Annotated in this window: 9 protein-coding genes and 1 pseudogene; 7 read left to right on the forward strand and 3 right to left on the reverse strand. The window is 61.4% G+C overall.

The window, feature by feature from the left end:
- Window positions 1–216: 216 nt before the first annotated feature.
- From ACYZUM_RS28775 to ACYZUM_RS28795, 5 genes are all read left to right on the forward strand, one after another.
- The gene (locus tag ACYZUM_RS28775; protein WP_108181416.1) at window positions 217–2667 is read left to right on the forward strand and encodes a glycogen/starch/alpha-glucan phosphorylase; all 2451 of its coding nucleotides are present in this window, start codon (window positions 217–219) and stop codon (window positions 2665–2667) included.
- A 168-nt stretch (window positions 2668–2835) separates the two neighbouring features.
- The gene (locus tag ACYZUM_RS28780) at window positions 2836–6432 is read left to right on the forward strand and encodes a DUF2339 domain-containing protein (RefSeq protein WP_108181417.1); all 3597 of its coding nucleotides are present in this window, start codon (window positions 2836–2838) and stop codon (window positions 6430–6432) included.
- Window positions 6429–7793: a DUF3999 domain-containing protein gene (locus ACYZUM_RS28785; RefSeq protein WP_108181418.1), complete on the forward strand. Its 1365-nt coding sequence runs from the start codon at window positions 6429–6431 to the stop codon at window positions 7791–7793. Before ACYZUM_RS28780 ends, ACYZUM_RS28785 begins: the two co-directional genes overlap by 4 nt.
- Before the next feature lie 340 nt (window positions 7794–8133).
- The gene (locus ACYZUM_RS28790) at window positions 8134–9144 is read left to right on the forward strand and encodes a class 1 fructose-bisphosphatase (RefSeq protein WP_007961744.1); all 1011 of its coding nucleotides are present in this window, start codon (window positions 8134–8136) and stop codon (window positions 9142–9144) included.
- Window positions 9145–9147: 3 nt separating this feature from the next.
- Window positions 9148–9750 (forward strand): DUF924 family protein, encoded by a 603-nt coding sequence (locus ACYZUM_RS28795; protein WP_108181419.1) that lies wholly within the window; start codon window positions 9148–9150, stop codon window positions 9748–9750.
- On the opposite strand, the gene ACYZUM_RS28800 is transcribed toward ACYZUM_RS28795, so the two are convergent.
- From ACYZUM_RS28800 to ACYZUM_RS28810, 3 genes and pseudogenes are all read right to left on the reverse strand, one after another.
- The gene (locus tag ACYZUM_RS28800) at window positions 9747–9911 is read right to left on the reverse strand and encodes a hypothetical protein (protein ID WP_179294948.1); all 165 of its coding nucleotides are present in this window, start codon (window positions 9909–9911) and stop codon (window positions 9747–9749) included. The genes ACYZUM_RS28795 and ACYZUM_RS28800 overlap by 4 nt on opposite strands.
- Before the next feature lie 155 nt (window positions 9912–10066).
- Window positions 10067–10831, reverse strand: coding sequence for a methyl-accepting chemotaxis protein (locus ACYZUM_RS28805; RefSeq protein WP_371260421.1), 765 nt, complete (start codon window positions 10829–10831; stop codon window positions 10067–10069).
- A gap of 93 nt (window positions 10832–10924) precedes the next feature.
- A pseudogene (locus ACYZUM_RS28810) lies at window positions 10925–11959 on the reverse strand (cache domain-containing sensor histidine kinase); the annotation flags it as partial.
- Between the two features lie 282 nt (window positions 11960–12241).
- Between ACYZUM_RS28810 and ACYZUM_RS28815 the strand changes: the two are divergent.
- Together ACYZUM_RS28815 and ACYZUM_RS28820 are read left to right on the forward strand one after the other, a co-directional pair.
- Window positions 12242–12496 carry a hypothetical protein gene (locus tag ACYZUM_RS28815; RefSeq protein ID WP_003220802.1) on the forward strand — a complete coding sequence of 85 codons (255 nt, stop codon included), beginning with the start codon at window positions 12242–12244 and terminating at the stop codon, window positions 12494–12496.
- Between the two features lie 31 nt (window positions 12497–12527).
- Window positions 12528–13097: a lipocalin family protein gene (locus ACYZUM_RS28820; RefSeq protein WP_041071454.1), complete on the forward strand. Its 570-nt coding sequence runs from the start codon at window positions 12528–12530 to the stop codon at window positions 13095–13097.
- Window positions 13098–13190 lie beyond the last annotated feature (93 nt).

Genomic DNA, 13190 nt, shown 5'->3' on the forward strand with positions numbered 1-13190 from the left:
CGGGACTGGTGGATTTTTGAACAACCTTTCGCCAGATTTTTGCAAACGCCGTGTAAATGCCATTCAGTCCGGCACGGCCCCTGCATTCATTAGCCCACTCGCCAAGGTAATGCCGGGCTATCTCACCGTCTTCGGAAAAACTGCCGAACCTGCGCCTCTACCGTCGGTCAGACCGTCTAGGCTCAGACAATTCCCCGCTCGCTCGAGGTCCTATCGATGACTCAAGAACCACTAGTTCGCGAAGCAGAGGTGGCCGCATTCCGCGATGCCGTCCTGACCAAGCTCACCTATGCGGTGGGCAAAGACCCGGATCACGCCTTTGACCATGACTGGTTCGAAGCCATTGCCCTGGCGGCACGCGACCACATGGTCGAACACTGGATGGACCACACCCGGCAGATCTACCGCAAAGGCCAGAAGCGGGTGTATTACCTCTCGCTGGAATTTCTCATCGGCCGTTTGCTCTACGACAGCCTGAGCAACCTCGGCCTGCTCGACGTCGCCCGTGAAGCGCTGACCGAACTGGGTGTCGATCTGGAACGCATTCGCCTGCTGGAACCCGATGCGGCGCTCGGCAATGGCGGCCTCGGACGTCTGGCGGCGTGCTTCATGGAAAGCATGTCGACCCTCGGCATTGCCGGGCACGGTTACGGCATTCGTTATGAACACGGGTTGTTCCGCCAGGCCATCGTCGATGGCTGGCAGCAGGAACAGACCGAACACTGGCTGGATTTCGGCAACCCGTGGGAATTCGAGCGTCCGGAAGTGGTGTACACCATCGGCTTCGGCGGCAGCGTCGAAACCGTCACCGATGCCAGTGGCAAGACCAAACAGGTCTGGTCGCCGGCAGAAACCGTACGGGCGATTGCCTACGACACGCCGGTGGTCGGCTGGCGTGGGGCGAGCGTCAACACCTTGCGCCTGTGGCGTGCCCGAGCCATGGAAGACTTGCACCTTGAGCGCTTCAACGCCGGTGACCACCTGGGCGCGGTGGCTGAGGTAGCCCGCGCCGAAAGTATTTCCCGGGTGCTTTACCCGGCGGACAGCACCGAAGCGGGGCAGGAACTGCGCCTGCGTCAGGAATATTTCTTCGTCGCGGCTTCGCTGCAGGATTTGCTGCGTCGCCATCGCAACATGCACACCTCGGTGCTGACCCTGGGCGACCACGCAGCGATTCAGCTCAACGACACCCACCCCTCGATTGCCGTCGCTGAACTGATGCGGCAACTGGTCGACGTCTACGACGTGGCTTGGGATGCGGCGTGGCAGGTCACCGTCGATACCTTGTCGTACACCAACCACACGCTGTTGCCCGAGGCGCTGGAGACCTGGCCGGTCGGCCTGATGGAGCGCATGCTGCCGCGGCACATGCAGATCATTTACCTGATCAACGCGCAGCACATCGACTCGCTGCGCGCCAAGGGCATTCATGATTTCGACGTGCTGCGCGCGGTGTCGCTGATCGAAGAAGACAACGGTCGTCGGGTGCGCATGGGCAACCTCGCGTTCCTCGGTTCGCACAGCGTCAACGGCGTTTCCGGTCTGCACACGCAATTGATGCGCAAGACCGTGTTCGCCGAACTGCACAAGCTCTACCCGGAGCGGATCAACAACAAAACCAACGGCATCACTTTCCGCCGCTGGTTGTTCCAGGCCAACTCCGAACTGACCTCGATGCTGGTCGATGCACTCGGCCCGCAGGTGCTGGATAACCCGGAAGAGCGCTTGCTCGACCTCGAACCGTTCGCCGAGCAACCCGCCTTCCGCAAAGCCTTCGCCGAACAGCGCCTGCACAGCAAGAAAGCGTTGGCCTATCTGATTCACGAGCGGTTGGGGATCGCGGTCAATCCGGCGGCGATGTTCGACGTGCAGGTCAAACGGATCCACGAGTACAAGCGCCAGTTGCTCAACCTGATGCACACCGTGGCGCTGTATCAGGCGATTCGTGCCGAGCCTGAAGTCGACTGGGTACCTCGGGTGAAAATCTTCGCCGGTAAAGCGGCGGCGAGTTATCACCAGGCCAAACTGATCATCAAACTGACCAACGACATCGCCCGTGTAGTGAACAACGACCCGACCGTGCGTGGTTTGCTGAAGGTGGTGTTCCTGCCCAACTACAACGTCAGCCTCGCCGAGAGCATCATTCCGGCGGCGGATTTGTCCGAGCAGATTTCCACGGCCGGGTTCGAAGCGTCGGGCACCAGTAACATGAAGTTCGGTCTCAACGGCGCACTGACCATCGGCACGCTCGACGGTGCCAACGTGGAAATGTGCGAGCGCATCGGCGCCGAGCACATGTTCATCTTCGGCCTCAGTGCGCAGCAGGTTGAAGCGCGCAAACAGAACCACGAGTTCAGCGCCGCGCCGGACATCGCCGCGTCGCATCGTTTGAGCGACGTGCTGCAAGCGATCCGCAGTGGCGTGTTCTCGCCGGATGACACGTCGCGCTATACCGGGCTGATTGATTCGCTGGTGGACTACGATCGCTTCCTAGTCTGCGCCGACTTCGATTCCTACTGGGAAGCGCAGAAACGCGTCGATGCGCACTGGCACGACGCCAACAACTGGTGGCGTTCGGCAGTGCTCAACACGGCGCGGATGGGCTGGTTTTCCTCTGACCGGACGATTCGTGAGTACGCCACGGATATCTGGAAGGCACTGGAGTAACTTTTCGCTGGGCTCGATATAATCGGCGCGCCGGAAAAGATCGCAGCCTTCGGCAGCTCCTACACAGGTGTTCACATAACCCTGTAGGAGCTGCCGAAGGCTGCGATCTTTTTGGATCAGGCTGCGCTAATCTTCCCGGATTGGCCTTTGCGCTTAGGGATATCGACCATGCAATGGATGTTCATGTTGATCGGGCTGCTGCTCGGCTGGCTGCTCGATGAGTCGTTCAGTGCCGCGCTATTGGGGGCGCTGCTCGGGCTGGCGATCGGGCAAACGCTGCGCCTTGCCCGGCTTGGCTCGCAGGCCACCGAACAACAGCGTCAACTGGAGGAGGCCAAAGTCGCTTTGCAGGCTGTCGAGCAGCGACTGTTTCTGCTTGAAGGTGCTGGCGTGCGCACTACGCCGCCGAGCATGGCGCCGACTCCGGACGCTGCCGTCGACCCCGTCATCGTTGCCGAACAAGCATCCGCCGCCACCCCTGAGCTGGTCTGGGAACTACCGCCCGAACTCGAACCGATCTCTGCCGTTGCCAGCGAAACCAGCCAGCCGCTGCCGGCCGATGTCTGGCGTCTGGACGCCGTCATCGACGAGCCTGCAGTCCCCACACAACCGGCCGAACCCCGTGGCCCGAACCTGATCGAGCGCGGCATCAGCGCTGCGCGCAACTGGCTGTTCGGCGGCAACACGGTGTTGCGGGTCGGCGTGGTGCTGTTGTTTTTCGGTCTGGCGTTCCTGCTGCGCTATGCCACCGAAGGCATGGTGGTGCCGATCGAATTGCGTTATGCCGGCGTTGCGGCGGCGGCGTTGGCCCTGCTGGCGCTGGGCTGGTGGTTGCGTCGGCGCAACAACAGCTATGCGCTGATTCTGCAGGGCACCGGGATCGCAGTGCTGTACCTGACGGTGTTTGCGGCGATGCGTCTGCATCCGCTGCTCGATCCGTCCGCCGCGCTGGGGTTGCTGGTGGCGGTCACAGTATTTTCGGCCATTCTCGCCATCACCCAGGATGCGCTGGGATTGGCGGCGGCTGCAGCATTGGGCGGGTTCGCCGCGCCGATCCTGACCTCGACCGGGGAGGGCAATCACGTCGCGCTGTTCAGCTATTTCGCACTGCTCAATGCCGGCATTCTCGCCATCGCCTGGTTCAAGGCCTGGCGCCTGCTGAACCTGATCGGATTCGTTGGCACGTTCGGCATCGGTTTCGCCTGGGGGCAGCGTTCGTATGCGCCCGAGTTGCTGTGGAGCACCGAACCGTTCCTGATTCTGTTCTTCCTGATGTACCTGGCCATCGGCCTGTTGTTTGCCCGGCGCAAGTTGCTCGACATGCCCGATGCGCCGGCAGACGGCGATCGCGAAGCACTGCTGCACTGGTCGGCGCGCAAGGGCGACTACGTTGACGGCACGATGCTGTTCGGGCCGCCGCTCGTGGGCTTCGGTTTGCAGTTTGCGCTGGTGCAGCACCTGGAGTTCGCCGCTGCGTTCAGTGCACTCGCACTGGGCGTGATCTACATGGGCCTGGCCCGGTTACTGATGGGTGGTCGCGCTTTGTTGCTGGGTGAAACCTGTCTGGCGCTGGGGGTGATTTTCGCCAGTCTGGCGATCCCGCTAGGCCTCGATGCACGCTGGACCTCAGCAGCGTGGGCAGTGGAGGGCGCGGGGATTTTCTGGCTCGGCCTGCGTCAGCAGCGGCCGTTCGCCCGAGCGTTTGCCCTGTTGCTGCAACTGGGTTCGGCGCTGGCGTTCCTCAGTCAGCTGCGGGTCGGCGAAAGCAGCCTGCTCGACGGCGCACCGTTGGGCGCGTTGATGCTCGGCCTCGCGCTGCTGTTCAGTTTCTATCAATTGCGCAAAGCCTCGGCGGAACAGGCTTCGCCGTGGGAGCGCCAGGGTTTGCCGGTGCTGGCGGCGCTGGGCCTGACCTTCCTGTATTTGCTGGCGCCGCTGTTTTTCTTTGTTCAGGCGACAGCGATCAGTTGGGCTTTGGCCGGATTGGTGACCTTGTTTGTCGGCCTGCGCCTGCAATCGCGTACGTTCCTGTTCACCGCGTTCGCCGTGCAGTTGCTGGGTGGTGCGTTGTTCCTGCTTCGGCTGCAAAGCGCGGGCGAGGATTCGGCGGCGGTGTTCAGCGCCGGTTGGAGCGGGTTGCTCAGCGCATCGCTGATCGGTCTGGCGTTGATCGCCGGGATGTTACTGGCGGCACGGGACGAGATGGTGCGCGGCGATGTGCGGCTGCTGCGCGGGTTGTCGGTGGTGTTGCTGGCGGGGTTGGTGCTGATCAATCTGGCGGTGCTGTTCGTGCTGCCGTGGCAAACCGCGAGTGCGGTATGGGCGGCGAGCGGCTTGCTGATCATCTGGCTGAGCCTGTACCTCAAGCAGCGCGTGAGTTTTGTTTTCGGCCTGTTGTTGCAGTTGATCGGTGGCGCGGCGTTCTTGTTGGCCGGCCCCGAGTTGTTCGGGCCGCTGTCCAGCGAAGGCCTGCGGCCGCTGGCTCATGGCAGCTTCTGGACGCCGTTGGTGCTGGGGTTGGCCGCGCTGGTCGGTGCCTGGCGTCTGCAACTGGGCAATCATGCCTCGGCGTTCGATGCGCTGAGTTTGCAACGCCTGTCCGAAGTGCTGCTGGTGTGGGGCGCCGGTTGGTGGGCGTTGGCGTGGGTCAGTGAGGTGCTGCGTTTTGCACCGTTGAATGTGCAGGCGCCGCTGTTGCTGCTGGTCGCCGCGCTAAGCGTGGCGTTGTGGACGCTGTTGGCGCTGCGCCTGAAATGGCCGGCGCTGGGCCTGCTCTGCACCTTGCTGATCCCGGCGGCGGGGCTGGTGCTGCTGGCGGCGTGGCATTCGCGTTATCACCCGGCGGCGAATGTCGGCTGGCTGGCGTGGGTGCTGGTGTTCGTCGTGCACTTCTTCAGCTTGCGGCGTCTGGCGCCGATGTTGCCGGCACGGGCCTTGAGCACGGCGCATGTGCTGGGTTGCTGGCTGCTGATCGGCGTACTGGCGCTGGAATTGCGCTACGGTTTGCTGCTGTTGTCCGAGCAATACAACGCCTGGCGCTGGCTCGGCTGGGCGATCCTGCCGAGCCTGTATCTGTTGCTGGCGGCAGCTCCACGCAACTGGCCTTGGCCGGTGGCCGCGTTCCCGCGCGAATATCGTTTGTATGCCGCTGCGCCGTTGGCAGTGCTGATGCTGGCGTGGTTCTGGCTGGCCAACGGCTTCAGCGACGGCAATGCCGAACCGCTGCCGTACGTACCGCTGGTCAACCCGCTGGAATTGGGCCTGCTGTTTGCCCTGTTCGGGGTGTACGTGTGGTCGCGTCATGCGGTGACGCAGTTTGCCCTGCGCAAGGATTACGCCGAGTACGCCACGCAACTGGTCGCCGGGGTTTCGCTGTTCGCCTTTTGTACCGCGCTGGTGACCCGCGCCGCGCACCATTGGGCGGGGATCCCGTTCGAGCTGGATCTTTTGCTTGAGTCGATGCTGGTGCAGGCCGGGTTGTCCATCGTCTGGACCCTGATGGCGCTGGGTCTGATGATCGGCGGACATCTGCGGCATCGTCGCGAAGTGTGGCTGATCGGCGCGGCGCTGATTGCGCTGGTGGTGGCCAAACTGATTTTTGTCGAATTGAGCAACCGTGGCGGATTGGCCCGGATCGTCTCGTTTATCGGCGTCGGCGTGTTGCTGCTGGTGGTGGGCTACTTTGCACCGCTGCCACCGAAACGCGTCGAAGCTGAGCCGGCGGCGGGCAAACCCGTGCCGGATACCGAAGGAGTTTCATCTTGAGTCGCATGCTGAATCTGGGGTGGTTGGCGTTGGGCGTGGTGATGGCTGCCGGCGCGCAGGAAAAACCGGCGGACTTCGCCACGCAGGTGCCGCTGACGGTGAGCGGCAACGGCCCTTGGTATCGCCTCGATCTGCCGCTGAGCGCGCAATTGCAGGCACGCCAGACCGATCTCAGCGACCTGCGCGTATTCAACGCTGCTGGCGAGCCGCAGGCCTACGCCCTGGCCCGGGAATCGGCGCAGACCCGCGACGACGGGCAGTTGCATGAGGTGAAGTGGTTCCCGCTGTACAACGCCGCCGACGCCAGCGAGCGGGCGCCGAACGTACGCGTGCAATCGACCACCACCGGCACACTGGTGGAAGTGCAGCCGTCGACGCAACTGGAGGCCGGCGAAGAGGTGCTGCGCGGCTGGCTGCTCGATGCCAGCGCGATCAAGGCGCCGCTGCAGCAACTGATCCTCGACTGGACCAGCGAACGCGACGGTTTCCAGCGCTTCAGCATCGAGGCCAGTGATGACTTGCAGCATTGGCAGGCGTGGGGCGAAGGGCAGGTGGCGCGCCTGACGTTTTCCGACGAGCGCATCGAACAGCATGAGGTGACGCTGCCGGGGCAATCGGCGCGCTATCTGCGTCTGCTGTGGGAGGCGTCCACCTCGGCACCCATCCTCACTGCAGTGCAATTGAAAAGCAGCGATCCACGCAACGTGCCGCTGCCGTTGGTCTGGTCGCAGGCGTTGGCCGGCAGTAGCACCCAATCCGGCGAGTACACCTGGCAGTTGCCGATGGGGCTGAATGTCGAGCGGGTGCAGGTCGAGTTGAAACAACCGAACAGTCTGGCGCCGGTCACCCTCGCGGGCCGCCGCGAAAGCAGCCTGCCGTGGCAGCCCCTGAGCAACGGTTTGCTGTATCGCCTGACCCAGAACGGTCAGGACGTGGTGCAGAACGAATTGCAGTTGTACGGGCAAACCGTGCAGCAATTGAAACTGAGCGTGGATGAGCGCGGCGGAGGTCTGGGTGAGCAGGCACCGAGCCTGAAATACGCGGTGCGGGCGACGCAGGTGATTTTCCTCGCGCGCGGTGACGGACCGTACAGCCTGGCGCTGGGCAATCCGACGGTGAAAACCGCGAATCTGCCGCTGAGCACGCTGATTCCGGATTTCAAACCGCAGAAGCTCGCGACGCTGGGCAAGGCGACGGTGCAGGGCGACGTGGTCACCACGCCGACCGCCCCGGCCACTACAGCGGCGGTGGCCGAAACCAACTGGAAGAAAATCGGCTTGTGGGCGGTGTTGCTGGTGAGTGTGGTGTTCCTCGGGGTGATGGCGGCGAGTCTGTTGCGCAAGCCACCGACCCGTTCCTGAGAATGGCTGGCGCTGTGCGCCATTCGCTGGCAAGCCAGCTCCCACAGGTTATTGGGTGTACACAAAACAGGTGAACGGCCGAAGTCCTTGTGGGAGCTGGCTTGCCAGCGATGACGGCCGATCAATCAACAAAAATCCTCAAACTGTCGCTATCAACCCAGCCACCACCCGTCCCGAACCGGACTACGCTCAATCCGATGCCTGAACTCTCTCGACCCGATCACGTCTGATACAAGCAATTGCGCCACAATGCACGTTACCGGGCGTCATCGCTCGCTAGGTTTTCAGACTCCCTGTAAACTGCGCGGGTTTTTAGCCCCCCATTCCACCGGAGCCGTCCATGTCCCGCGTTACCCTGAGTCGCTATTTGATTGAGCAGACCCGCAGCAATAACACTCCTGCCGATCTGCGCTTCCTGATCGAAGTGGTGGCGCGTGCCTGCAAAGAGATCAGCCACGCCGTGTCCAAAGGCGCCCTGGGCGGTGTTCTGGGCAGCATGGGCACTGAAAACGTCCAAGGCGAAGTGCAGAAGAAGCTCGACGTGCTGTCGAACGAGATCCTGCTCGAAGCCAACGAATGGGGCGGTCACCTGGCCGGCATGGCGTCCGAAGAAATGGACAATGCCTACCAGATCCCCGGCAAATACCCGAAAGGCGCTTACCTGCTGGTATTCGACCCACTGGACGGCTCGTCGAACATCGACATCAACGCCCCGGTCGGCACCATCTTCTCGGTACTGCGCTGCCCGAACGAATACCTGAGCCAGAACGAGCCGCTGAACGAAAAAGCCTTCCTGCAGCCAGGCACCCAGCAGGTTGCTGCCGGTTACGCGATCTACGGCCCGCAGACCATGCTGGTACTGACCCTGGGCGACGGCGTCAAAGGCTTCACCCTGGACCGCGAAATGGGCAGCTTCGTGCTGACCCACGAAGACATCACCATTCCTGAAACCACCCAGGAATTCGCGATCAACATGTCCAATCAGCGCCACTGGGAAGCCCCGGTACAACGCTACGTCAGCGAACTGCTGGCCGGCGAAGAAGGCCCGCTGAAGAAGAACTACAACATGCGCTGGGTCGCGGCGATGGTGGCTGACGTGCACCGCATCCTGACCCGTGGTGGTCTGTTCATGTACCCACGCGACAGCCGTGAGCCATCCAAGCCGGGCAAACTGCGTCTGATGTACGAAGCCAACCCGATGTCGTTCCTGGTGGAACAGGCCGGCGGCGCGTCCACCGACGGTCACCAGCGCATCCTCGACATTCAGCCCGAAGGCCTGCACCAGCGCGTAGCGGTGTTCCTCGGCTCGAAAGAAGAAGTCGCCCGCGCCACGGCTTACCACAAGGAATAAGCCATGACCGCGCCCTGGCAGCCGTTGCTCGATTGGTGGTTCGGACATGTCGAATCACCGGACGAGATTGCGGCTGACAAGGGCAAGTTGTGGTTCGGCAAGAAAGACAGTCAAGACCTCGAAGCGCGTGAGCGTTTCGGGGTCTTTGTCGATCAGGCCCTCGCTGGCGAATTGGCCGAGTGGACGCAACGTCCCGAAGGTTGGCTGGCGCTGGTGCTGCTGCTTGATCAACTGCCGCGCATGATCTTTCGCGACACGCCCAAAGCATTCTCGGGTGATCTGCGTGCGCAGAAACTTGTCGCGCAGGGCATTGCGGCGGACTTCGACCGGCAACTGAAGCCGATTCAGCGGGTATTCATTTATCTGGTGTTCGAACACTGCGAAAACCTCGCGGTGCAGAACGAAGCCGTTTCGCGTTTTATCGATCTGGTAGCTGAACAGCCGGAAGCCGAGCGGGCGGTGTTTGCCGATAACCTGGACTATGCCGAGCGGCATCAGAAGGTGATTGCACGGTTTGGCCGGTTTCCGCATCGCAATGCGGTGTTGGGGCGGGAGTCGACGGCTGAGGAGTTGGCGTTTCTCAGTCAGCCTGGGTCACGTTTTTAGCTTAGCCGAGTTATCGGTTGAACTGAGTCCATTTCATCCAGTTCAAGAAACACGCTTTGAGCGTCTCTGAATTTTCTTTGATCAATTTCCTCATTACCTATTGCGAGGATTGCCAACAAAGTTGTTTTGTCTGGATGATCGCAATCGAGTTCCGTGTTCATCAGTCAAGTATCCTGGCCAATTACAAATTACCGAGAAGGCATTCTGCATTGTGGAAGCCGTCTTCGCGAACAAGCCCGCTCCCACACTGGTTTTGTGAACATCACCGATCCAATGTGGGAGCTGGCTTGCCAGCGATGGGGCCAGTCGCAGCGCCTCAGATCCTGAAACTGCCCACCAACTGCTTCAACCGCGCCGCCTGCTGCTCCAGATCCGAACAAGCCCGCAAGGTTGCCTGCAGGTTCTCCACACCTTCCTGGTTCAGCGTGTTGATCTCGTTGATGTCGACGTTGATCGACTCGACCACAGCGGTTTGCTCCTCTGTTGCGGTAGCCACCGACTGGTTCATGCCGTCGATCTCGCCGATGCGCTGGGTCACGCTGCCCAGGCGTTCGCCGGCCTGATTGGCGATGCCGACGCTGCTTTCGCTCTCGCGCTGGCTCTCGGTCATGATGCTCACCGCCTGACGCGCGCCGACTTGCAGCTCTTCGATCATCTTCTGCACTTGCTGCGCCGAATCCTGAGTGCGGTGGGCGAGGTTGCGCACTTCGTCAGCGACCACGGCGAAACCTCGGCCTGCCTCACCGGCGCGGGCCGCTTCGATCGCGGCGTTGAGCGCCAGCAGGTTGGTCTGCTGCGAGATGCTGGTGATCACTTCCAGAATCTGGCCGATGTTCACCGTGTTGCTATTGAGGGTTTCGATGTTGCCGCAGGAGTCGCTGATTTTTGCCGACAACTGCTGCATCGCGTGAATGGTTTTATCCACAACCTGCTGACCGTCGACCGCCAGGCTGCGCGCATCGCTGGAGTGCTGCGAGGCGAGAGCGGCGTTCTGGGCGATTTCCTGGGCGGCAGCGCCGAGCTGGTTGATCGCCGCGGCCACGCTGTTGGTGCGGCTGGCTTGCTGGTCGGAGTTGTACATCGACGAGTTCGAGGCCGCGACCACACGCAAGGCGACTTCGTTGACTTGCCCGGTGGCCGACGACACTTCGCGGATCGAGGTATGAATACGCTCGACGAAGCGGTTGAACGACAGACCCAGTGCGCCAAATTCGTCGTGGCCGTGGATCACTAGGCGTTTGGTCAGGTCGCCTTCACCTTCGGCGATGTCGTGCATGGCGCGGCCCATGGTCAGCAGCGGTTGCATCAGCACGCGGATCAGCATGCCGAGCAGGGCGATGATGATCACCACGGCAATGACCATGGCGATCAGCGCCGAGGTGCGGAATTCGCTGAGCATCGAGAACGCGGTGTCCTTGTCCAGCACCAGCGCCACGTACCAGTCAGCCGATGGCACGCCGTTGACGCGGGTGAACGAGATCAGTTGAGTCTTGCCGTCGAATTCGACTTCTTTCAGGCCCGGGCTGACTTTCGGCGCACCGTTCGGATAAGCCTCGGCAAGGGTTTTCAGCACCAGTTTGCTGTCCGGATGAATCAGGATCTTGCCATCGGCGCTGACGATGAACGCATGGCCATGGCCACCGAAGTTGAGCGAGTTGATGATCGCGCTGACGCTGGTCAGGTCGATATCCGCGCCGGCCACACCGATCATCTGGCCCTGACGTTGCACCGGGGTGGCGACGGTGATTACCAGTTTGCCCGACGATGCGGCGATGTAGGGTTCGGTGACGATGGTCTGCTGCGCACTGTTGGCGGCCTTGTACCAGCCACGGGCGCGCGGGTCGTAATCCGGTGCACGGTTACCGGCGGGTACCGAGAACATTACGCCGTCAGCGCCGCCGAAATAGCTGAGCTGGAAATTGCCGGTGTAGGCGGGCAGGTCGATGATGCGCTTGAGGCTGGCCGGCGCGCTGCCGTCGGCGGCGACCTGCTGCGACAGCGATTGCAGCAACTGGATGCGGCTTTCCAGCCAGGTCTGGATGTTGCTGGTCGTCAGACTCCCCAGCTCCTGCATCGAGGCTTCGGTGCTGCTGCCTAGGGCTTCGCGTTGTCGATAGTCGTTGAACAAAATGAAACAGGCGAACGCAACGGCCACCACGAGGGCGGCAGCCAACAAGATCTTGTGGCTGAATTTCATGTTTCTGGTCATCGAATGAACTACCGCGAAGGGGCTGGTCGAGAAAGGGCGGCAATTTGCCACACTCGGGGGCTTTGCGCTGCTCTTATTTCGACCGCTGTGCGCCAAAGATTAGGCGTCTTTGGTGAAATGCGACGAAATGCTCAATAGCCGCAGAAAGTGTCTGATTTGCCGACAAATGCCAGACGAGCGGAGCGATAAATAGCCATTTCTGAAGGGAACCAGATGAGGGTTTTCTCTTCTAAGCTTCTGGTTGGCACCATGCCATCCCCCTTCCGCTCCAGGAGTTACTTCATGTCGCTGCGATCTATCGCCCTTCTGACTTTTTGCGTGCTGTTGGCCGCGTGCAGCAAGGTCAATCAGGAAAACTATTCCAAGCTTTCGGCCGGCATGGCCAAGGCCGAGGTTGAGACGCTGCTCGGCAAACCCACCGACTGTTCGGGTGCGCTCGGCATGTCCAGTTGCACCTGGGGCGACAAAAACAGCTTTATCAGCGTGCAGTACGCCGGTGACAAAGTGCTGATGTTTTCTGGCCAAGGCCTGAAGTAAACCGGGGCCAAGCGCCCACGGGAGAAAAATAATGAAGCGGTTATTGTTCGTCCTTTTTGCCGGCCTGGTACTGGCCGGCTGCGCCACTCACGGTGAAGATCCGCTGGCGCCCAAGACGGCTCACAGTGTCAACCTCAAGCGTTATCAGGGCACCTGGTATGAACTGGCGCGCCTGCCGATGTACTTCCAGCGCAACTGCGCGCAATCCGAAGCCCATTATTCGCTAAGGCCGGACGGCAACGTCGACGTGCTCAATCGTTGCTTGACCGCCGACTGGCAATGGGAAGAAGCCAAAGGCAAGGCTTATCCACAGGTGCCAGGCAAGACCGACAAGCTGTGGGTCGAATTCGATACCTGGTTCTCGCGCTTGATTCCCGGAGTGGCGAAAGGCGAATACTGGGTGTTGTACGTCAGCGACGACTATAAGACCGCCATCGTCGGCGACCCGAGCCGCAAGTACATGTGGTTGCTGTCCCGCACGCCGACCGTCAACGGTGTGGTGCGTGAGGAGTTGCTGAGCAAAGCGCGTCAGCAGGGTTACGACACCACGCGACTGATCTGGCGAGCGTCGGATCGGCAGATGGCGAAGACTTCGAATTAAAGACCACCACCAATCAAATGTGGGAGCGAGCCTGCTCGCGAAGAGGGTGTGTCAGTTAACGAAAATGTTGCTGATACACCGCTTTCGCGAGCA

The sequence above is a fragment of the Pseudomonas sp. m6p genome (assembly GCF_055760375.1).

Coding starts and splice junctions, on each gene's coding strand:
- ACYZUM_RS28775 (WP_108181416.1), top strand. CDS start 217: ATGACTCAAGAACCACTAGTTCGCGAAGCAGAGGTGGCCGCATTCCGC.
- ACYZUM_RS28805 (WP_371260421.1), bottom strand. CDS start 10,831: ATGTACAACTCCGACCAGCAAGCCAGCCGCACCAACAGCGTGGCCGCG.
- ACYZUM_RS28780 (WP_108181417.1), top strand. CDS start 2,836: ATGCAATGGATGTTCATGTTGATCGGGCTGCTGCTCGGCTGGCTGCTC.
- ACYZUM_RS28795 (WP_108181419.1), top strand. CDS start 9,148: ATGACCGCGCCCTGGCAGCCGTTGCTCGATTGGTGGTTCGGACATGTC.
- ACYZUM_RS28815 (WP_003220802.1), top strand. CDS start 12,242: ATGTCGCTGCGATCTATCGCCCTTCTGACTTTTTGCGTGCTGTTGGCC.
- ACYZUM_RS28820 (WP_041071454.1), top strand. CDS start 12,528: ATGAAGCGGTTATTGTTCGTCCTTTTTGCCGGCCTGGTACTGGCCGGC.
- ACYZUM_RS28800 (WP_179294948.1), bottom strand. CDS start 9,911: ATGAACACGGAACTCGATTGCGATCATCCAGACAAAACAACTTTGTTG.
- ACYZUM_RS28790 (WP_007961744.1), top strand. CDS start 8,134: ATGTCCCGCGTTACCCTGAGTCGCTATTTGATTGAGCAGACCCGCAGC.